This is a genomic window from bacterium, assembly GCA_035505375.1.
Taxonomy (GTDB): Bacteria; Hydrothermota; Tepidihabitantia; order Tepidihabitantales; family Tepidihabitantaceae; genus UBA2258.
Window position 1 is genome coordinate 75,385 of sequence record DATJQV010000016.1, and the last position, 21,171, is coordinate 96,555.

The window sequence follows — 21,171 nt, forward strand, 5'->3', positions numbered from 1 at the left end:
TCCCTGCTCTGAACCTCGACCTCGACCTCTGCCTCATCTTATCTTCAGCGTCCCCAGCGCCGCCAACCCGAAGAGGACAGCAAGAATCATGAATCGAGTGACAACCTGCGGTTCCGACCAGCCCGCGAGCTCAAAGTGGTGATGAAGTGGGGCCATTCGGAACAGCCGCTTGCCCCCGGTGGCATGGAAATAGCCGATCTGCAGGAGTGTGGAGCCGGTCTCCATGACCAGTACGCCGCCGACTATCGGCAGCAGCATTTCGTGCTTGCAGAGTATTGCGGCGAGTCCGAGAATGCCGCCCAGCGGCAACGACCCGGTGTCGCCCATGAACACCTGCGCCGGCCAGGCGTTGAACCAGAGGAACCCGAGACAAGCCCCGACCATGGCCAGGCAGAAGACGGTCATCTCGCCGCCGGTCGGCACGAACATGATATTAAGGTACTGAGCGGTCTTGAAGTTCCCGGCGACGTAGCTGAGCACGGCGTAGCTGCCAAGAGCTACGGTCACAAGCCCGGCCGCCAGGCCATCCAGGCCGTCCGCCAGATTCACGGCATTTGACGCCGATACGATGACCAGCATCACAAACGGGATGTAGAACCACCCATACTGCACGACGATGTTCTTGAAGAGCAGCACGTTCGTCGTCGAGCGGTTGGCCGGGTCTACAGGGATGAAGTAGAGCACGGCTCCGACGAAGAACGCGAGCGAAAACTGACCCACCAGCTTCACCGTCTTGCTCAAGCCGCGCGGCTTCCGCAGCTTGACCTTGACGTAGTCGTCGACGAATCCAAGCAGACCAAGCCAGGTCACGACCAGCAGACCCAGTTGTATCTGCCGGTTCCTGAGGTCGGCCAGCAGGAGCACCGAGACAATCCCCGCCGCCAGTATGAGAAGGCCGCCCATCGTCGGTGTACCGGCCTTGCCCTTGTGTCGCTCCGGCACTTCGTCGCGGATGTTCTGGCCGATGTTGAGCCGCCGCACCATCCGGATGAGCGGCTGCCCGAGCAGGAGGACGAGCATGATGGCCAGCCCGCCGGCAGCAGCCGCCCGGAACGTTATGTACCTTACGATGTGGAGCGGACCGAATGACCCGCGCAACGACATCAGCAGAGAGTAGAGCACCTAGGCTGTACCTCGCAATAGATCGAGGATCGTCTCGCGGTCGTCGAAATGCCTGCGCTCGGTGCCGACAATCTGATAGTCCTCGTGTCCCTTGCCGGCCACGACGACCGCGTCGTGCGGCTTCGCTTCGACCAGAGCGCGACGGATCGCCTCTCGCCGGTCCGGTTCCACGACTCTGGGCGCCGTACCCATCCCCCGCAGAATCTCGTCGATGATTGCCTGTGGTGACTCGCCGCGGGGGTTGTCGGACGTGACGACCGGCACGTCGGCGAGTTGGACTGCCGCCTCGCCCATCAGCGGCCGCTTGCCCCGGTCGCGGTCGCCGCCGCACCCGAACACCACGATAACCCGGCCGGTGGTGAATTCCCTGACCGTCGAGAGTACGCGGCGCAGGGCGTCGGGCGTATGAGCGAAGTCCACGTAAACCCGGAATGGCTGCCCCGCATCCACCGGTTCGAGACGGCCCGGAACGGCCGCAAGTGACTCTGCCCCCGCCGACATTGTCTCCGGGGTCCAGCCGAGGGCCTTGCCGGTGGCGACGGCAGCCAGCAGGTTGGACAGGTTGTGCCGGCCGAGGAGCTTGAGTCGCACCGGCCAGACATGGCCGTCGATACTCACCTCGCAATCGAGTCCGTCCGGTCGCACGCCACTGACCCTGCCCCATACGTCCGGTACCGGCTCTAGGTCCGGTCTCGTCCCGTAGGTAATAACGCGGGCTCGGGTCTGGTGCGGGATGTCTCGTCCCAGCGCGTCATCGAGGTTGGTGACCGCGGCCGCGTTCGGCATCAACCCGGTGAAGAGCCTCATCTTTGCTTCACGGTATGCGTCCAGAGTGCGATGGAAGTCGAGGTGGTCCTGAGTCAGGTTCGTGAACGCGCCGACCTTGAAGTCCAGGTCAAACACACGGTCGAGCGCCAGCGAATGTGATGACACCTCGGCGATGCAGAGCGGAATCTGCCGCTCAGCCAGCCGGGCGAGCAGTCGCACGAAATCGAGGCTCTCCGGTGTCGTCTGTCCGGCCTTCAGCGTGTCGCTGCCGTCCCAATACTCGATTGTCCCGACGAATCCCGGTTCGATGCCCGCCTGCCTCGCCATCGCCCGCAGCATGAAAGCGGTCGTCGTCTTACCGTTGGTCCCGGTGATGCCGACCAGGTTCAGCTTCCGGGCCGGGAAGTCGTAGAACCGGTTCGCCACCTGGGCGAGGAAACGTCGTGGGCTCTTGGTCTGGATTACCGCGACCCAGTTCCTGCGCACGCTGTTGACGTCGGCTGTGGCAACAGCGACCGCACCGCGGTTAACCGCCTCGTCGATGTATTCCTGCCCCGAGACCTTGAACCCTTCAATCGCAACAAACAGGTAGCCCGGCTTCACCGCGGCCGAGTGGTAGGCAAGTCCCTTGATCTCCATTGCCGAGTTGCCCTGCACCGTGCACGGAACGCCCTTGGTCAGGTCGATGATGCGTTTCATCGGTTGCTCCCCGCGGCAAGCTGGAAGCCGCAAACCCCATGCCCCGGAGTCCGGCTTGAAGCTTGAAGATCGAGGCCCGAAGCCCTGCTCCTCATCCGCTCGAGTAGAATCAGGCTCTCCCCAATCTGCTTGAAGACCGGGCACGCCGCGGTTCCGGCAAATCGCTCGGTCTTCGGTTCGTCAATCAGCACCGCAATCACGTACCGGGGCCGTTCCTTGGGAAAGAAACCGATGAATGTCATTCGGGACTTGGTCTTGGAGTAGCCGCCACCCGGCTCCACCTTCTGAGCGGTACCGGTCTTGCCGCAAACCGACACGCCGTCGATCTGTGCCAGCACCCCGGTCCCCTCGGTGACTACGCGTTCGAGAATATCCTTCATCCGGCGAGCCGTCTCCGGCCGGAGCGCTTGTCGCAGCCGGGCCGGGCCGAACTGCTGCACGATCCGTCCCGATGAAGCCCGAGGTCCGAGGAACGGGATCTGAAATGCGGCGCTGGAAGTTCCGGGCTGCCGAACCGACTCGATAAGATAAGGGCGAAGGTAGGTGCCATCATTCGCCACACACAGGTATGCCGCTGCCAGTTGCAGCAAGGTGACGGTCACGCCTTGACCGAAGACCACATTCGCGAAACGGAGCGTACTAAGTCGCTGCGGCGGGTCGATCCAGCCGCTTCCCTCGTTGGGTAGACCGATGCCCACCGAGTTGCCGAACCCGAACGCCCGCGCCAGTTCGTAGTACTTACCCGGGTTGAGCTGCATCGACAAGAGTGCGCAGCCCGGGTTCGATGACTCTATGAACAGACCGGAGAAGTCGAGAATACCGTGCCTGTGGGCGTCATGGATCTTGTACTTGCCGATCTGGATGAACCCGGAGGACACGTCAAACGTCTCGCGCGTCAACCGGTCCGCATCCGGACTCTCGAGCGCCGTAGCGCAGACGACAATTTTGAAAGAAGACCCCGGTTCGAACTGGTCTGAAATGGCCGCGGACTTGTACGATTCCCTGGGGAAAGCCTCGAAGCGATTCGGGTCATAACCGGGGTAGTCGGCCAGAGCCAGAATCGACCCCTTGGTTGCATCCAGCACTATCGCCGAGCCGCGCAGCGCCCCGCACTCCTGCACGCGTCGTTCCAGGGCGTCGTAGCAGATGTGCTGCACGTCGAGGTCCAGTGTCAGATTGATGTCCAGACCGGCGGTCGGCAACTTCGCCGGGAAGCTGGGATACGGAAACGCCCGGCCGATCGCGTCCTTCTGAAGCAGGACCCAGCCGTCGCTGCCGCGCAGCACCGAGTCGTACTCGAACTCCAGACCGGCAAGCCCGCAGGTATCGCCGGTGAAGCCGACGACGTTCGCGCACAGCTCGCCATGCGGGTATGCCCGGACATGCTCGTCGTCAACATACGTACAATTCCCGAATTGCCGCTGGATCAGCACCCGCCGCAACGAATCTCCGATGGCGTAGTCGACGTGACGCATGAACGAGAACAGGCACCTGCTTCCGTAAAGGTCCCTAGCTATGGCGCCGCGCTCGGCCAGACCGAATCCGGCCAGGATCCCGGCCAGGGTGTCCTTGTCACGCGCCCACTGCGGCAGAATTCGAATGGAGCAACTGGAACGGTTGTACGTCAACGGCCTGCCTGCCGCATCGAAGACCCGGCCCCGCGCAGCATGCACGGCGAGAGTCTCGCTCTGCTGCCCGGCGGCCTCTCGCTCGTAAGACTTCCAGCGCCCAAGTTGAACGTAACCCAACAGGACAAGCAGGCCGATCCAGACCGCTATCGCCGCGGCAACCAGCACCTTCGTCCGACTAATGGGTTGGTGCATCAATCCCTTGCTTTGCCAGCGCGACGGCTTGCCCCGCCGCAGGATTCGGCCAACCTGCCGGTGCCGGCGGGCGCCCCTGTGCAACCCAGAGCGACTCCATTCTCACGAACCCGGACAGCCGAACGATGTCGGCATTGACCTCGTCGAGTCTCTCCGATAGGAGTTGTCGCCGTGTTTCAAGTCGAGACAGGTTGCGCGTCAACCTCATGCTGTAGCTATGCTGGTAAAGGTACGCTACCGCCAGCGCGCACAGCACAAACACCAGCAACATACGCCTGGCCATGCTCACGCGACCACCTCCGCGGCCCGGAGCCGCGCCGACCGCGAACGGGGATTGCCCGCCACTTCATCGGGCTGCGGCCGGACCGGCTTCGGCGTCAAGATGCGCAGCCTGCCGGAAATCCTTCCCGCCCGCAGGAACTGCTTCACTTCCTTGTCCTCAAGCGAATGATACGAAAGCGCGACCAGCCTGCCGGACGGAACCAGTACCTCCAGCGCTCCGGCCAGCCCGCGCCTGATGTTTTCGATCTCGTGATTAGTCACTATTCGAAGCGCCTGGAAAACCCGCGCCAGCGCCTTGCGGGCGAACCGCGCCGGGACCGCATCCCGCACCGCCCGAGCCAGGTCTCCGGTCGTCCGCAGCTCGCGCCGTCGCTCATGAATCACGCGCGCGACACGACCGCTCATCGGCTCCTGGCCGAATGCCCGGAACCAGTCCCGTAAGGTCAACTCGGATGACCGGTGTATGATGTCCAAGGCCGTGGGCATCTCGGCGGTCTGGTCGAACCTCATGTCAATCGGGCCGTCAGCTTCTATGGCGAACCCCCTGGGTCCGGACGTAAGCTGGAACAGGCTCGCGCCGAAGTCGAACAGGACTCCGGTCACAGGCCCGAGGCCCAGCTCGCGCACAAGCGCGGGCAAGTCTGCGTAATTTGCATGAACTAACTCCACATTGCGGAAGCTACTGAGTTGCCCTCTCGCCGAGGCTATCGCCTCGGTGTCGCAGTCTATTCCTAACAGGCCGCGGGACCACCGGTCCGACCCGACCGGCTGGTCGCCCGCGTTGACGGCCGGCTCGTCGTTGCCGGCACGTCTCGTTCCGCTGTCTGTTCCCTCGGAACCCGCGGCGAGCGCATCGAGAATCGCCCGGGCGTGGCCGCCTCCACCGAGACAGGCGTCCACGATGACGCCGCTGACCGGCCTAAGGTACTGGAGTACCTCACGACTCAGTACCGGCTGGTGGTACACCGCGCTGATCCTGCCCGCCGCGTTCCACGGCCTTCTCCTCGACCGCCTGCCTGCCGTCAAGTCTGACCATCAGTTCGTCGTACAACGGCATGTTCTGAGCGACGAAATCATCAAATCGCTGGGGGTTCCAAATCTCGAAGAAAGAACCCTGACCTATGAACCGTGCCTCTGTCCCGATGCCCGCCATCTCCATCAGCGCCTTCGGCAACAGCACGCGCATCTGGCCATCGAGCTCTATCTCATTCGTGCCCGAGAACAACAACCGACGCAGAACCAGATCTTCCTTGTTGTAACGACCAAGATTCCTGAACCGCTGGGCGTACGACCGCCACTCAGGTCTTACGTGCGCCTCGATGCACCCGGTTGCTCCGCGCAGCAGGGCTATGTGGTCCTCGGTGCCGGTGGGGAAGTTGCGCCTGAAACTCGAGGGAATCGCGACCCGATTCTTGGTGTCTACCGCATGCGTGTAGTCACCAATGAAGAGAAAGTCGTAGTTATCGTCAGCCACTTTTTACCACTTATCTTGAATCAACCTTGAGTCTACATTTATCAGTTCCCCACGTCAAGCTAGAATTAACCCTGTGCGTCATCATAACAGGTTGAAACAGCGTTACTTAGTATTGTGTGGTTAGATTCAGGCCACGACTCGCGGTAAGGGGTGTGGAGGTAGAGCAAAAAGAGCCGATAGCTGCGCCTTCCGCACATCTTGACAGATTCTCTCGTCCTGGCCGCACATCAAACCAGGACTCTCAGGCACGAGTCCGAAAGGTCCGGCGGAGATCGAGATCGAACGCCCCTGGGTGACGCGGGCGCCGGGGTGATTCTGGTGACACTCCGCCTCTATTGACCGGAATCTCGTCAATGCACGAGCTCGCCGCTGCGTTGGCTCTGCTCAGGCATCTACATGGCCACACTCGACGCCGCGTAACAATCCGGCATTCCCAAGAATGTCAATGACGCTCGCTGAGTATCGCCCATCTATGCGGAGCCCGTCGACCGGCGCGAACACTTCCGCGGTCCCCTGAAGCCGGCCGCGACCAGACAGCAGGTTCGACTCGGCAAACTGCCAGGCATCCAGCCGGTCGCTCTGCTGCTGACAACCCCGCAAATGTGAACGCCGGTCTGACGCCGCTTCCCTGACTCCAGCCGGACCTGGGTTCATCCTCGCCGGAGGAAGTCGCTCGCAAAGGCATCTCGACATGTCGAATGAGCTTTCAGCCAGCCGCACATCTGAATACCGGATGACATTTGCCTCTGCCAATAGGTCAGCGTCTACTAGACCAATCGATAGACCATCATTCGGACTATATACTAGACAAATCACCGGCAGGTCATGTGGAACGTCTACCATAACGTGCAATGGAGGAACCCATACACTATCCATCGCACCAACATACAGTCATATCCCTGAACCGACAGCATGACGGACTGATAGACATACCAACGGATGTACCACTACTCCGTCGATTAGACCAACCTACAGTCATACCTCTAGCCCATCTCATAGACCGTCTACCATACCGTCTACTAGACCGTCCGGGGGACGGTCTACCAAATGCCAGTATCAGAGCTAATCTCAGCAATATTCTATGCTGTAAATATCGTATTTGCGTAAGATAAGTCACTAATACTGGCCAGTTACCGGACTTGATGTTGAGTCGGAAGGCCAACACGGCCATTGCGCGGCGCGGAATGTGGTGTATGATAGCTGTGGCTGACTTCGGTCTCGGCCGGCGGCTGCGGCTCGCACCGGACCGGAATCAGCAGCCCGAGATGAAAGGAGAATACAGATGCCGGATAAGATGAAGCGATTCACGAGTTGGAACGTGAAGTACAACACCGAGCGCATCAAAGCCACCCTCGATGAGATGCGGCCGGACATGCAGGCCAGATACCAGACGGCGATGACCGCCATGCTCGCCAATGATACCAAGGTCAAACAGGTCCTGAACGGCAAGTCGGTCAGTACGATCTTGTACGTCCCCTACCTGAGTTTCGGCCGGCAGCTTTGGAAGTACTCGCGCGAGCAGGATATCGACGGCCACAGCCTGCAGCTTGCGGCCGAGGTCCTGCGCAACAAATGGAAGGCCCGCGGCCTCGACGAAGACGTGCTCCTTGCGATCCAGCGGGAAGTCTGCAGCGTCCAGCCCGAGCCCTAGCGCCACCGGCCCGTCCGCAGGGACTCAAGCCGATCCTGCCCAGGAGTCGGCATCGTGTCCCGAAGCGGATTGCAAAGCCGGCTTGACCGCGGTCGGTGTTGAGGCTATATTGATACTGCACACATGAGGCGAAACATGAGCACAGTTGATGACACGGTCAAGTTGATAAGGGAGTTGCCCGACGATCTTCAGGCCGAGGTGGCCGACTTCGCTCGGTTCTTGAAGGAATCCAGAGCCCGACCGAAGCGCACCAAATTCCGCCTCGATTGGGCCGGCGCGGGCCGTCACTTGAAAGACAAGTTCACGTCAGTCGAGCTTCAGCACAAGACCCTCGACTGGTGGTCGGATGACATACCTGCTCGACAGTAACGTCTGGCTCGAATTGCTGTTTGAGCAGGAACGGTCTGAGGATGTACGACGATTCCTTGAGACAGTACCGATGGCCCAAATCGCCATCAGCGAGTTCTCCGTGTACTCAATCGGCATAGCGCTCGCACGCAACGGGCTGGAGCTAGCCTTTGTCCAGTTCGTCTTGGATACTCTTGAGGGAACAGCGCTTACCCGTATCCGACTCGACACAGCGGACCTCAAGGAGGTCATGGGCGTCAGGAAGCGCTTCCGACTCGACTTCGACGACGCCTACCAGTACGTAGCGGCCAAGAAGAACGACCTGACCCTCGTCAGCTTCGATGCCGACTTCGACCGAACCGACCGCGGCCGAAAGACTCCCGCGGACGTACTCGGTGAGCCACCCGCTGCCCGCGACCAGCCGCCAACAAAGCCTGCCCGCCCCCGACACCGCAAGCGGTGACCCGAATGCTGCTAACGAGCGCCCCGCGATGCGATCCGAACCAGCCCGGCCTTGACGGAAGCCAGAAATATGGGAAGTGCCCCCCGCCCACGAACCCTGACATGTCAGCGATGAAGACTGGTGTTCTGCTGTCCGTCCTTGCGGCCGTCACGGTCGTCTGCGCGCACGACGGACTGCCCGGCCCGACCCACGGGAACCCGACACGAGCGTGGGCGAGCTACGGCGAAGGCCTGGGTTTGCTACTAGCCGCCGGAGAAGTGAGCGCGAGTTTCCAGACCGGACATCGCCTGTTCACGGCCCGATGCGCCGCAACGGGATTCGGAGCGGTTGACATGGGCTGGGTCGTGATGAGTGATTACGGGTTCCTCTACGGGGTGAGCACGGCGGACAGGTACACCAACGCGTCGGCATCGGTCGGGTTGAGCTACGTATCGGGGCAACTGGGCGACAGGAGAGTCCGGACCGTTGGCATTCCGCTTGAGGCCAACTTCACCGTGATCCCTTGTGCCTACTTCGGACTCGGCGCCGGCGTGTTCGGGAATCTCAATTTCACATTGCCATTCTGCGGCGGCGTAGTCTTCCTCCGGCTGGGCAAGCTGCGCTGAGCGTGCGCTCGGAGTTTCGCTTGCGGCCTTCTTCCTTTGCCCTGATTCTATACTTCCAACTTCGGAAGAATTAGGGACAGTGGGGCTGTTGAAAAAGTCTTGACATCTTTCTGACGGCTGGTGCGTCTAAGAGCAGTGATGCCCAACCGAAAGGACGCCACTGACAATGGTAGGTAATCAGGACCGCTGGCATGAGGACATCTTTGTCGCCTGCCCGCTCCGCGACCTGGTGCCGGATGATCACATCCTGAAGCAGGTCGACCGAGTGCTGGATCTGTCCTGGCTGCGGGACGAGGTTTCGGACAGCTACTGCTCGAACAACGGTCGTCCTAGTATCGACCCGGAAGCGGCGCTGCGCTTGATGTTGGCCGGGTATCTGGAAGGGATTGTGCATGACCGCGTGCTCATGCGGCAGGTCCAGGTAAACATCGCTATCCGCTGGTTTGCCGGTTACCGACTGCACGAGGTCCTGCCGGACCACAGCAGTCTGACGAAGCTACGGCAGCGGTGGGGCGAGGAGCGTTTCTGGCGTATCTTCAAACGGACCGTAGGTGAATGCGTACGTGCCGGGTTGGTAGACGGCAAGACGGTGCATGTCGATGCGACGCTCATCCGGGCCGACGTGAGCTGGGAAAGCCTGGTCGCAGAACATGTTGAGCAGGTGATAGCGGAGAACGAAGGCGTGGAGTCCAGTGGCGAGACGGAAAGTAAGCCTCGCCGGCGGCCGGGCCGGCCTCGGACCCGGCCGGAGCAGCGTAAGAAGCGGAGTAAGACCGACCCGGAAGCGACGATGGCGACCTCAAGTCACCGGCGGCGTATGGAGCCGTGCTTCAAAGACCACATAGTGGTAGACGACAAGGCCGGAGTGATACTGGATGTGAAGGTGACGACGGGTGAGGCGAGTGAGTGCAAAGAACTCATGTCGCAGTTGGACCGGGTGGAAGCGCAGACTGGCGAGAAGGTAGAGGTGGTGACGGCCGATGCGGGCTATGGGCGGTCGGAGAACTACGCGGCGCTGGAAGAGCGGAGAGTGCAGGCGGCGGTGGTGCCGCAGCGTGAGGCCCGGACAGCAACGAAGCTGCCGTTGCGGCGGTTCAAGTACGACGCCAAGCACCAGTTAGTACGCTGCCCGGCCGGGAAGATACTGCACCGGCAGGGAGAGGCGCCGACCGCGAGAGGTTGGATCTACCGGGCGCGAGCGTGTGACTGTCGAGCGTGTCCGCTCAAAGGGCGGTGCGTGCCCAGGACGGCGTCGGTCCGGACAGTGCTGATTGTAGATGGGTATGAGGCGCTCTTGCGTGCGCGGCGGGCAAGGAGCCGGGGCTGGGACGAAGAGAAAAGAGAGTCATACCGGCGGCACCAGTGGTGGGTGGAGGGGCGGCACGGCGAGGCGAAGGTCCAGCATGGACTGGCCCGGGCGGTAAGACGGGGACGATGGAACGTGGCGATTCAAGCGTATCTGACGGCCGCGGTGATCAATCTCAAGCGGCTGGCTGCGGCGCTTGCCGGGAACCCTCCATCAAGGCTGGTTTTCAGTGCGCTGACACGACTGGTTGGTAGTTTCTGTCGACGCCTTGGTCTAGACCTTGCTGCAGTCCGCACCGCTGTCGCTTGACGGCGCCCAAGACAGGGGTTTTTCAACAGCCCCACAGTCGCCATATTTCTGGGCGATGTCAAGGCGCGGCGCGGCCGGTGGCCGCGAGTTACCAGTACCCAGGTTCCAGTTCCCAGTTGAGGACATCGGACGACGTTGCACGTTGTACCAGTCCGCCAACCAACGTGGCTGGTCGAGACCATGACGGCAGCCGACAGCCTGCAGCCTGCGGCTTGCGGCCGGGACCTGAGTCAGGGAGTTGACTCGCGTCCGGAGGGCAGTAGGATTTGAGTGATGGCAAAGAAAGACAGCATCATTGACGAGATACTTCAACTTCCCCGCGAATCCCGGGCGCTTCTTGCCGAGAAGCTTCTGGAGAGCCTGGACTATGAGGAAGGCTTCGAAGTCAGTCCGGAATGGATGGACGAGATCAGGCGACGCTGCCGGGAGATCGACGACGGAGCAGTAACGCTTTCCTCAAGCGAAAAGGTATTCGAGGAACTCGACAGTAAGCTCGCATGAGTCCGGTCGAGTTCCATCCGGCAGCACGCGAGGAGCTCGTACAGGCTGCACAGTACTATCAGGCCCATAATCCCGGTCTCGGACGGCGCTTCGCCTTGGCCGTGCGCGATGCGGTCCACCGGATACAAGAGTTCCCGTTGCTATACCCGGTTCTCGAAGGCGACATACGTCGTTGTCGGGTTCTCCGTTTTCCCTACGGTGTCGCATACCGCGCCAAGCAGGAGCGGATAGAGGTCCTGGCAGTCATGCATCTGCACCGGCGACCCGGGTACTGGAAGTCCCGAACCGGGCAGGACTGAGACCAACGAGCAACCAGGGGCAATTCCCACTTCTCTGAGCGACTCCCAAGGCGCGCCATGACAGGATGGTCGTCCACGCGGAGAGTGATGAGCGATAAGCGATGAGTGATGAGTGCGGAGCGACCAACGAGGGGCGGGAACAGTGAACGACAAGCGTGGAACGATGAGTGCCGGGCGCGACGGAATTGCGGGCTGGTCGAGGCGATGCAGCCGACGGCTAACCGCTAGCGTCTGACAGCTTGCCGCTCACAGCTCACGGCCCGCCGACCACAGTCAGACAATAGGCGGTTGAGTCAACCTGCTGGCCAGAGGCACCGCCGGATTGGGTTCTGACAGAGGACTGGCATTCTCCAACTCGGGACTCGTCTTCGTAATCTGCGGCCTACTTGAGGTATCTGCGTCATCTGCGACATCTGCGGTTACATCCGGTTTGGTTGCGGGCTCCGAGGCCGCGCCGGGAACTCTGTGGTTCTCAGAGAGGCGGAATCGCTTGACATGCCGCCCGATTCCTGATTGAATGGCACATGCACTCAGGCACATTTGCCGCTCGTACAAAATGAAAGGGCAGTCGAAGATGACCACCGCGGCCTATCTGCGCGAATTGCGCAAGACGTTCCCGAAGTTGGCGAAGAAACACGGGACTCCTTTGTTCATCGTGAGCAAGACGCTGTTGCTCGAACAGGTCGCGCGGTTCCGCAAGCTTCTGCCTCGCGTCGAGCCGTTCTATGCGGTCAAGGCTAACCCCAATCCTGACGTACTGAAGGTACTGGCCCAGGCCGGGCTCGGGTTCGACGTCGCGTCGCCGCAGGAAATCGACTGGGTCCTGAATGCCGGAGCGACTCCGGACAAACTGGTCTACGCCAACACCATGAAGCGCAACGAGTCCATCACGTTCGCCTGCAAGCGTAAGGTGAACCTGATGACGTTCGACTCGGAGTATGAGCTGACCAAGATCGCCCGCTACGCTCCCGGCGCTTCGGTGATGGTCCGCATCAAAGTCCCGAATGTCGGCTCGATCATCGAACTGTCGCTCAAGTTCGGCGCCGACCCCCAGGACGCGGTCCCGCTGTTGCTCAAGGCTGCTCGGCTCGGGCTCAAACCGGTCGGCGTCAGCTTCCACGTTGGCTCACAGTGCACCCACGGCGACAATTACCTCGAGGCCTTTGAGCTGTGCAAGATAATCGTCAACGATGCGATGCTCAAGCAGCTCCCGCTCCAGATGCTCGACATCGGCGGCGGGTTCCCGATTCGTCACTTCGACACCGACGAGGACTGGTTCGCCAACATGGCCCCGGCGATGAACATGGAGATGGAGCGATTATTCGACCGGAGCATCAGGATCATCGCCGAGCCGGGCCGGGCTATGGTCGGCCCGGCGTGCATGCTCCTGCTTAGCGTCGTGGGCAAGTCAATCCGTAACAACAAGCACTGGTACTTCCTTGACGATGGCGTGTACGGGGCTCTGTCCGGAATAATATTCGACCACTGCAAGTACGAGTTCAACGTCCTCAAGAAGGGGCCGAGCCAGCTCACGACGCTGGCCGGACCGACGTGCGATTCACTCGACATCATCTCCGGCGCCGAGGAGCTTCCCGAACTCGACTTCGGCGACCTGGTCTACGCTCGAAACATCGGCGCCTATTCGCTGGCCAGCGCCACGACCTTTAACGGTATACCTCCGGCCAAGCCGATCCTCGTGCCATGAAGAAGAGTGCTCAAGTGATCAAGAGGTCTAGTGGTCAAGTGAAGAAACCCCGCACTGGACCACTGGACCACTCGACCACTCGGTCACCTCGGGTCCGCGCGGACCTCACCGAGGTGCCGGAATGGCTGCGCAAGCGCGAGTGCCCGCATAAGGAAAAGTACATGAGCGGCAAGCGCATAATGCCGACCGGCATCACCGGCCGGGAAAGGCTGCCCGGCCTGATGGAGGGCACTTTCCTTGCTTACAACGCGGCACGACTGCGGCAGGGCTGCGAGCTCTTCACCGAGAAGATGCTCACGCAGGACACCTTTGTCGGCATGAGCCTAGCCGGAGCGCTTACGCCTGCCGGTCTCGGCTGCTCGGCGATTGTCCCGCTCATCAAGGCCGGATTCGTAGACTGGATCGTCGCGACCGGCGCCAACATGTACCACGACCTGCACTTCGCGTTCAACCTGCCGCTCCATGTCGGCTCGCACGTGGTGGACGACACCGACCTCCGCCGCAACGACGTTGTCCGCATCTACGATGTGTTCCTCGGCTATACCGACTGCCTGATGGCGACCGACAAGATTCTACGTTCCATCCTGGTTCGGCCGGAGTTCCAGAAGGAAATGGGCACGGCCGAGTTCTACCATCTGCTGGGACGATATGCGGCTGAGTGGGAAAGGAAGACCGGCAACAAGGACGTTTCAGTTCTGGCCGCAGCATATCGCGCGGGTGTACCCATCCACACCAGCTCGCCCGGAGATTCGACCATCGGCATGAACATCGCGGGCCTGGAACTCAAGGGCCTGAAGCTGCGCATCAACCCTTCAACCGACGTCAACGAGACAACGTCCTACGTGCTCCACGCCAAGCGCTCAGGCGGGAAGTCGGCCGTCCTGCTCATTGGCGGCGGCAGCCCCAAGAATTTCACGCTCCAGACCGAGCCGCAGATACAGGAAGTTCTGATGATCAAGGAGCTCGGTCAGGACTACTTCTTCCAGATAACCGACGCGCGGCCCGATACCGGCGGTCTGTCCGGCGCCACGCCGCACGAAGCCGTGTCGTGGGGCAAGGTTGACCCGGAGAAGCTGCCGGATGCTCTGGTCTGCTACACCGACGTGACGATCGCGCTACCGATGCTCGTGCACTACGCGCTCGCGACGCATCCTCGGCGCAAGCTGCGCCGTCTCTACGACAAGCGTTCCAGGTTGATGGAAGATCTCACTCGCGAGTTCTTTGCACACACGCATTTCTGAATAGGACCTATAGGTCCTATACGACCTAATCCGCTACAGCTTTTCCAGCTCATCGCTGATCAACTGCCGCTGGTACAACTTCCAATAGAGCCCCTGCGCTGCCAGCAGGTCATCGTGCTTCCCCTGCTCCTTCACCCTGCCCGCATCCAGCACGTAGACCCAGTCGCAGACGCTCAGCACCGAGAGCCGGTGCGAAACGATGATTACCGTGACGCCGGGCAACTGATTCATCATCCGGTTGACCAGTTCCTTCTCGGTCTCGGCATCGAGCGCCGAGGTCGCGTCATCGAAGACCATGACCGGCGGGCGCCCGACCAGCGCCCGGGCAATCGCCACGCGCTCCTTCTGGCCGCCTGATAGCCGAGTCCCGCGTTCGCCCAGCATCTCATCCAGTCCTTTGGGGAATCCGGCGACTTCTTCTGAAAGCTCGGAGCCGGCCACGACCGCCTGCAACTGCTCGTCGGTCACGTTCTCCCGGCCGAACGCGATATTCCCTTTGACCGAGTCGGAGAACAACTGCGCCTCCTGCGGCGCATAGCCAAAGAGCTGCCGGTAGGCGTCCAGGTCAAGCTCCTTGACGTCCTGACCGGAAAGCGTAACCCTGCCCTGCTGCGGGTCGGCTTCCCGGAAGAGCAGCCTGAAGATCGTGCTCTTGCCCGAGCCAATCGTTCCGGCAATCCCGACTTTCCGGCCCGGAGGAAAGGTCAGGTCCGCGTTCTCAAGCACAATCCTCGTGCCGTAGGAAAAAGAGACGTGGTCCAGCTTCAACTCGCCGGGTTTGGGCTGCTTCGGATTTGCCGGCGGCTCGACTTCGGTCGGGTGGGTCCTGAGCGAACCGATGCGCTCCGCAGCGCCCTGCGCTCTCCGGCCAGACACGAAGACGTTGCCGATGTCGTACATCGGGCCGAGCAGCATCAGGATATAGGCGTTGAACGCCACGAACTCGCCCAGGGTCAGGTGCGCGTGCACGACCAGCATGCCGCCGATCCAGAGCACCAGCAGCGTAGCGAACTCGCCGATGGCATTGTAGAGTATGCCGATCTTCGCCTCGGTTCTCGCCTCGCCCATCGCCACCGCGATACGGTCGTTGAGCGTGCCCCGGAACTTGTGGCCGAGCTTCTCCTCCATGGCGTAGGACTTCACCAGCCTGATGCCCGTGAAAGCTGACTCAAGCTGGTTGTTGATTTCTGATATCTTCTGCCGCCACTTCATGAACCAGGAATAGACCAGCGGGCCCAGCCGCAGCCAGACGTACACGCCCAGCCCAATGGGAACGACAGTCACGAGTGTCAGCATCGGGTTCATGTGCAGCATGATGGCGAGCGCGAACAGCACCGTGAACGCGGCGGACACGAACCGGAACATACCCGAGCAGGCGAACCAGGACAGCTCGCCCATGTCGTGGTCGAGCCGTTCCATCACGTCCCCGGTTGGGAACTGAGCGCTGAAAGTGTGGCCCATGTCGAGCACTCGGCGGAAAATGGCGGTCCTGACTTTCCACGCGTAGAGCTCGTTAATCCGGCCGCGCGAGAACGGCAACAGCACGTCTCCGATGACCCGCAGGAAGCCGAACCCGAAAAGGAACAGGACGTACCTCACCAGTTCTCGCTGGGAAATGCCCCGCTTGATACCGTCGATTATCATTCGCAGGAAGTACGGGAAAACCATCGAGATCGCGGTAACCACGATAGTGGCGAGCACGAGCGTAACCGACCAGCCCGGCCGCTCGCGCCAGAAGTCGAACACAACAGACATGGGCCGAGGTTGAGACTGAGGTTGAGATTCGGAAGGAGTCATTCCCATCTTGACCTTAGCCTTGACCCATGCCCACGTATTGCAGCCGGTAAAGTCGCGAGTAGATGCCGTCGCGAGCCAGGAGCTCATCATGTGTGCCCTGCTCCGTGATTCTCCCCTTGTGAACCACCAGCACTCGGTCCGCCATCCGAATCGTGGCCAGGCGGTGCGCGACGATGATCGCGGTCCGACCCTTGAGCAGTTCCTCGAGCCCTTCCTGAATCAGGTGCTCGGTGTGCGGGTCGACCGAAGACGTGGCCTCGTCAAGAATCAGGATTTCCGGGTCGCGCACCATGGCCCGGGCAAACGCCAGGAGTTGCCGCTCGCCCAGGGAGAAATTGCCGCCGCCCTCAGTCAGTACCGTGTCGAAACCTTGCGGGAATCTCGCAATCGCATCGTGAATCCGCGCGCGCTTCGCGGCCTGTACTACCTGGTCACGCGATATAGTCTCGTCGAACAGCCGCAGGTTGTCGAGCACCGAACCCGGGAACATCACCACTTCCTGCGGGACGAACCCGACCGCCGACCGAATCCGGTGCTTGTCCATCTGGGCGACATCCTCTGAATCGCAGAGAATCCGACCCGACTGCGCCAGGTAGAACTTCATCAGCAGATTGACAATCGAGGTCTTGCCGCCGCCGGTTTCACCCACCAACGCGACCTTCTCCCCCCTGCGCACGACCAGGTTGATGTCCTTCAGCACCATGTTCTGGCCGTCGTAGGCGAAATTGACGTTCTCGCACCTTATCGCCTCTTTGAGTCTCAGCGGCCCGGCCCCGGTCTTGCCGGCGGGCTCCGGCGCCTGGTCGAGTATGCCGAATGCCCGCTCAGCCGACGCGAAGGCGCGCTGCATGACGTTGATCTGGTCCGAAATCGCCCGCAGCGGCCCAAACAGCCGCGTGATGTACGACACGAACAGGAACAAAGTGCCGATGGTCAACTGCCCCCTGAGCGCCCACACCCCGCCGAAGCCAAGCACGAGCCCGGTTCCCAGTATTTCGCCGAAATCCACCAGCATCCACACCGACGACCAGAGTATCGAGGCTTTCAGCTCGCCCTTGTACTTCAGCCGGTTCAGGTCATCCATCCGCTGGGCAAAGCGCCGCTGCTGGCAGAAGACCTGGATTACGGGCAATCCCTTCAACGTCTCGCTCACGAGGTTATTGGTCTCGGCCACGGTCTTGCGCACCTGCATGTACACCGGCCGCACCCTTTTCTGGAACAGCCAGAAGGCAACCACAAAAGGCGGCAGCAGCACCAGCACCAGTGAGAACAACTTGAAGCTCGTCACTCCCATGATGACGCACATCCCGACGAGCATGAGGACGCTCTGCAGCAGCACGACCGACGTATTCGTAAAGAGCATCTTCAGCGCTTCGGTGTCACTCTCCACCCGTGAAATGAGCTTGCCGGCCGGCATCTTGTCGAAGAACGACATCGGCAGGTCGAGCACGTGCTGGAACAGCGCCTGCTTCAGGTCGGCCGCTCCTCGCTCGCCCACCAGGGCGAGCCAGACCCTTTCAAAGTAGGCGGCGCTCAGAATGAACGCCTGGATGGCGAGATATGTCAGCGAAGTTACGGCGAGGCCGCGCAGGTCACCGTGCCCGATGTTGACATCGATTGCCCGCTTGAGCAGCACTGGCCCCAGCAGGCCCAGTCCGGTCGTCACCAGAAGCAGCGAGCCGGCCGCGAGCACGAGCCTGAGGTAACGGCGGAAGAACGGCCAGAGCCGCCGGATGTACGTCCCGGCCTTGCCGGTCGGCTTGCTCTCATCGAGTTCGCTGTCGATGTCGTGCCAGTGCATGAAGCCGGTATTATTGCGGGAGAATCGCCCCATGTAAAGGACGGAGGCGCTCTGAGGAAAATGCCCATTACCAGATCGCAATGACCAGTCGCTTTGAGAAACCCCAAGCACCAGTCACCTCGGTCCTTGGACCGGGTCATTCGGGGATTCTGGCTTGATTGGTAATTGGGGTTTGGCCACCGGGATTTTGCCCTTTGACTTGTCCCAGTTATCTCCTATCTTCAATTGTGCCCGAGTTGCCCGAACTGGAAGTAACCAAGGACCGGCTTCGCCTTGCGCTGGCCGGACGGCTCGTTGCCGGTGCGACGGTGCACTCACCGGTCGCGCTCAAGACCGTCACCCCGCCGCTTGAGGCCCTTACGGGCAAGCACGTCCGCTCGGTCACCCGCCTCGGCAAGGTCATCTGCATCACCTTCGCTGGTTCCGCACAGAGCTCGCCGCCTCCCTCGCCCCCTTCGTCATTTCCCCTTGCCACTTCTCCCCTTCATTTGTGCATTCACCTCATGCTCTCGGGCCGGTTCGCGTTTGGGCCGACTCACGCGCCCCTGAACCGTCTTCACGCCTTTGCCCTCCACCTTGACGGCGACGAAGACCTGCGCGTCATTGAGGATACAACTCATCACCGCCTGAGCGTCTACCTGGTCAATGACCCGCAGCAGATTGACATCATCGCCCGGCTTGGGCCCGACCCGCTCAGCCCGGAGTTCACCCTCGCCCGATTCCGGCAGGCGTTGGGCCGGCGCAGTCGGACGCTCAAGCGGTTCCTGACCGACCAGTCGGCTGTCGCCGGCATCGGCAACTGCTTCTCCGACGAGATTCTCTTCGAGGCGCGGCTCTCACCCTTCGCGCTCTCGACCGCTATCAAGCCCGAGGCGACAATCCGCCTCTACACGGCCACGAAGAAAGTGCTGCAGGACGCCATCCTGCACCTGCGTTCGCTGAATCGTCTGCCCGAAAGGAAGGACCGCACGTTCCTGCGCGTCCACGACCGGCTGGACCAACCCTGCCCGGTCTGCGCCACGCCGGTCAAACGCGTGAGCTTCCAGGAATCCACGCTCTACTACTGCCCCACCTGTCAGACGGATGGCCGCGAACTCGCTGACCGCCGCTTCTCCAAGTTCCTCAAATGAGCGCGTCCGCCTCCGGCATTCGACATTCGTCATTCGACATTCGACATTCTCGTTTGGTCTCGGTCTGCTCCGAAATCGGCCGCGGGCATCCATCCTACCTCGATTCGGTCCTCGCGGTGCTTTCTCGCCGTTGCGACGACCGCGTCGATTGTCACACGATACCCGAGCTGTGTGCCGGAGTTTCCGGCCTGGCCTGGCGGCTGGCGGGAACCGCATACCGCATCGGCGGTCGAGGCGGCCTGTCGACGTCCCTGTACAACAGCCTGCGTCCGACTGACGGCAAACCTTCGGCAATGCAGATTTCGCTGCTCGGCCGCGGTCTGAGGAAACGGTTGTCCGGCTATGAAGGCATCTGCATGGTTGACCACCCGCTGCTTGCACACATCCTGGCTCCGGTCTGCCGCGTCGCCTACGTCCACGGCGAGATTGCCGCGCCCAGGATCGCGGCGGTACCCGGTGCATGGCGCACGTTTGTACCGCTTGAGGCCACAAGCCTCAAGCTGCGAGCCTTCGGAGTGAAACCGGAAGCGACTTCGGTCGTCGGCTTGATGATTGAGCCCGACCTCGTGGCTGCAGCGGAAGCGTCCTACCAAGCGAGGCAGTTGCGTCTCGGCTCAGAGCGACCTTTGGTCGTCGGCCTGTTCCTATCCGGCGCACGACCCCGACCCCATGTCGCCCGTCTGACCGCCTGCGTCGAGTCTCTAGCCAAGTCCGGCCACAGGGCCTTCGTATTCCCGGGCCCGGGAGCGCCAAACGCTGCCGAGATGCGGTCGGAGCTTAGTCGTCGCGGCATTCCGGATGATGCGTTCCATGTCATCTCGACCCGTGGCCGCAGCGATGAGACCAGGCGCACGGCCGAGCTGCTGCCGAGCATTGACGTGATGATCGCAGCCGCTCACGAACGCACCAATTGGGCAGTCGGACTTGGTCTGCCGATGTTCGCGCTCCTCCCTCACATCGGTCCCTTTGCCCGAGAGAACTTCGAGTTCGCCGTTGCCCAGGGCGTCTGCCTGCCTCTGACCACGCAGCGGGACGCAGCCGAGATCGGCCCCGCGCTCGACGCCCTTCACCGGGACGGCGGGCTTTCAGGCATGAGTCGGGCCGGCTGGGGCAAACACGCCATTACCGGCGCTGCGAAATGCGCCCGCCTGTTGCTCAATGAAACCGAATGAGACCGGCCGCCGCTACGACCGTATTGCCGAATGGTGGGATGCGCAGATGGTCGGCAAGACAGTGGGTATCGCCTACCTCCACCGCGCCATCGGACTTGCGCGGACGCACGGCTCAGCGCTCGACGTCGGTTGTGGTGTGGGGCGACTGAGCCGCCTTCTGGCTGAAGCCGGATTGACCGTCACCGGCGTCGACGTCTCAGCCAAGATGATCCGTATCGCCGCCGGCCGTCTCCCCGGCATTCGCTTCATACGCGCCGACTTCCTTACCTGGCAGCGCCCCGTCGAATACGACCTTGTGGTTGCCTGGGACAGTCTCTTCCACGTGGCGCCTGACGGCCAGGTCGAGGCAACTGACCGGCTCTGCGACGCAGTCGCGCCCGACGGCATCCTGCTCTTCACCTGCGGTGGCATCGGCGGCCGTAAAGGGCGCCGCGGCTTCATGAACGGAGTGGAATTCCACTATGGGTCGCTCGCGGAACCGGAGTACCTTGACATCCTAAAGAAGCACTGCTGCGACTGCCTGGCGGCCGAACGCGACCAGCTTCCCTACGACCACCTCGTCATCCTCGCCCGCAAGACAGCCGCTGTCTGATTCCTCGAAGGGGGCTCGCCGGACCTCAGTGTTGGCCGGCGTACGGCGGGACCGGCCACGTTTGCCAGCCCCGCCGGGCAATT

The 21,171-nt window shown here is 61.7% G+C and carries 20 protein-coding genes; 12 read left to right on the forward strand and 8 right to left on the reverse strand.

What is annotated here, in order from left to right; translation table 11 throughout:
- Positions 1-33 precede the first annotated feature (33 nt).
- Genes mraY through mraZ form a run of 6 tightly spaced genes read right to left on the reverse strand, consistent with a single transcriptional unit; the run spans position 34 to position 6,168 of the window.
- Positions 34-1,122, reverse strand: a complete 1,089-nt coding sequence (mraY, locus tag VMH22_02865; GenBank protein ID HTW90628.1) for a phospho-N-acetylmuramoyl-pentapeptide-transferase — start codon at positions 1,120-1,122, stop codon at positions 34-36.
- A complete protein-coding gene (locus VMH22_02870) occupies positions 1,123-2,589 on the reverse strand; it encodes a UDP-N-acetylmuramoyl-L-alanyl-D-glutamate--2,6-diaminopimelate ligase (protein ID HTW90629.1) in 1,467 nt (488 codons plus the stop codon).
- The gene (locus VMH22_02875; protein ID HTW90630.1) at positions 2,586-4,412 is read right to left on the reverse strand and encodes a penicillin-binding protein 2; all 1,827 of its coding nucleotides are present in this window, start codon (positions 4,410-4,412) and stop codon (positions 2,586-2,588) included. The genes VMH22_02870 and VMH22_02875 overlap by 4 nt, the downstream gene beginning before the upstream one ends.
- Positions 4,396-4,695, reverse strand: coding sequence for a hypothetical protein (locus VMH22_02880; GenBank protein HTW90631.1), 300 nt, complete (start codon positions 4,693-4,695; stop codon positions 4,396-4,398). The genes VMH22_02875 and VMH22_02880 overlap by 17 nt, the downstream gene beginning before the upstream one ends.
- 2 nt (positions 4,696-4,697) lie before the next feature.
- Complete coding sequence (rsmH, locus tag VMH22_02885) at positions 4,698-5,660, reverse strand: 16S rRNA (cytosine(1402)-N(4))-methyltransferase RsmH (GenBank protein HTW90632.1); 963 nt, start codon at positions 5,658-5,660, stop codon at positions 4,698-4,700.
- Complete coding sequence (mraZ, locus tag VMH22_02890) at positions 5,632-6,168, reverse strand: division/cell wall cluster transcriptional repressor MraZ (GenBank protein HTW90633.1); 537 nt, start codon at positions 6,166-6,168, stop codon at positions 5,632-5,634. The genes rsmH and mraZ overlap by 29 nt, the downstream gene beginning before the upstream one ends.
- A gap of 1,282 nt (positions 6,169-7,450) precedes the next feature.
- On the opposite strand from mraZ, the gene VMH22_02895 reads away from it, so the two are divergent.
- The 9 genes from VMH22_02895 to speY all read left to right on the forward strand — a co-directional run bounded on the left by VMH22_02895 (position 7,451) and on the right by speY (position 14,596).
- A complete protein-coding gene (locus tag VMH22_02895) occupies positions 7,451-7,819 on the forward strand; it encodes a hypothetical protein (protein HTW90634.1) in 369 nt (122 codons plus the stop codon).
- A 135-nt stretch (positions 7,820-7,954) separates the two neighbouring features.
- Positions 7,955-8,188 carry a DUF2281 domain-containing protein gene (locus tag VMH22_02900; protein HTW90635.1) on the forward strand — a complete coding sequence of 78 codons (234 nt, stop codon included), beginning with the start codon at positions 7,955-7,957 and terminating at the stop codon, positions 8,186-8,188.
- Positions 8,166-8,630, forward strand: coding sequence for a PIN domain-containing protein (locus VMH22_02905; GenBank protein ID HTW90636.1), 465 nt, complete (start codon positions 8,166-8,168; stop codon positions 8,628-8,630). Before VMH22_02900 ends, VMH22_02905 begins: the two co-directional genes overlap by 23 nt.
- Positions 8,631-8,740: 110 nt before the next feature.
- Positions 8,741-9,235 (forward strand): hypothetical protein, encoded by a 495-nt coding sequence (locus VMH22_02910; GenBank protein HTW90637.1) that lies wholly within the window; start codon positions 8,741-8,743, stop codon positions 9,233-9,235.
- A gap of 166 nt (positions 9,236-9,401) precedes the next feature.
- Positions 9,402-10,850 (forward strand): IS1182 family transposase, encoded by a 1,449-nt coding sequence (locus VMH22_02915; protein HTW90638.1) that lies wholly within the window; start codon positions 9,402-9,404, stop codon positions 10,848-10,850.
- Positions 10,851-11,123: 273 nt separating this feature from the next.
- On the forward strand, positions 11,124-11,351 hold the full coding sequence (locus VMH22_02920) for an addiction module protein (protein ID HTW90639.1): 228 nt from the start codon (positions 11,124-11,126) through the stop codon (positions 11,349-11,351).
- Positions 11,348-11,650 carry a type II toxin-antitoxin system RelE/ParE family toxin gene (locus tag VMH22_02925; protein HTW90640.1) on the forward strand — a complete coding sequence of 101 codons (303 nt, stop codon included), beginning with the start codon at positions 11,348-11,350 and terminating at the stop codon, positions 11,648-11,650. Before VMH22_02920 ends, VMH22_02925 begins: the two co-directional genes overlap by 4 nt.
- A 517-nt stretch (positions 11,651-12,167) precedes the next feature.
- Positions 12,168-13,355, forward strand: coding sequence for a type III PLP-dependent enzyme (locus tag VMH22_02930; GenBank protein HTW90641.1), 1,188 nt, complete (start codon positions 12,168-12,170; stop codon positions 13,353-13,355).
- A gap of 38 nt (positions 13,356-13,393) precedes the next feature.
- A complete protein-coding gene (gene speY / locus VMH22_02935) occupies positions 13,394-14,596 on the forward strand; it encodes a deoxyhypusine synthase (GenBank protein HTW90642.1) in 1,203 nt (400 codons plus the stop codon).
- A 33-nt stretch (positions 14,597-14,629) separates the two neighbouring features.
- On the opposite strand, the gene VMH22_02940 is transcribed toward speY, so the two are convergent.
- Positions 14,630-16,483 (reverse strand): ABC transporter ATP-binding protein, encoded by a 1,854-nt coding sequence (locus VMH22_02940; protein ID HTW90643.1) that lies wholly within the window; start codon positions 16,481-16,483, stop codon positions 14,630-14,632.
- Positions 16,407-18,194 carry an ABC transporter ATP-binding protein gene (locus VMH22_02945; GenBank protein ID HTW90644.1) on the reverse strand — a complete coding sequence of 596 codons (1,788 nt, stop codon included), beginning with the start codon at positions 18,192-18,194 and terminating at the stop codon, positions 16,407-16,409. The genes VMH22_02940 and VMH22_02945 overlap by 77 nt, the downstream gene beginning before the upstream one ends.
- Positions 18,195-18,421: 227 nt before the next feature.
- Here VMH22_02945 and VMH22_02950 point away from each other — a divergent pair, with 227 nt between their 5' ends.
- From VMH22_02950 to VMH22_02960, 3 genes are read left to right on the forward strand one after another with little or no spacing between them, the layout of a single operon-like run.
- Positions 18,422-19,324, forward strand: coding sequence for a DNA-formamidopyrimidine glycosylase family protein (locus VMH22_02950; GenBank protein ID HTW90645.1), 903 nt, complete (start codon positions 18,422-18,424; stop codon positions 19,322-19,324).
- A 53-nt stretch (positions 19,325-19,377) separates the two neighbouring features.
- Positions 19,378-20,496 carry a hypothetical protein gene (locus tag VMH22_02955; protein ID HTW90646.1) on the forward strand — a complete coding sequence of 373 codons (1,119 nt, stop codon included), beginning with the start codon at positions 19,378-19,380 and terminating at the stop codon, positions 20,494-20,496.
- Entirely contained in the window at positions 20,483-21,088 is a 606-nt protein-coding gene (locus VMH22_02960) for a class I SAM-dependent methyltransferase (GenBank protein HTW90647.1), read from the forward strand. The genes VMH22_02955 and VMH22_02960 overlap by 14 nt, the downstream gene beginning before the upstream one ends.
- Positions 21,089-21,171: the final 83 nt, after the last annotated feature.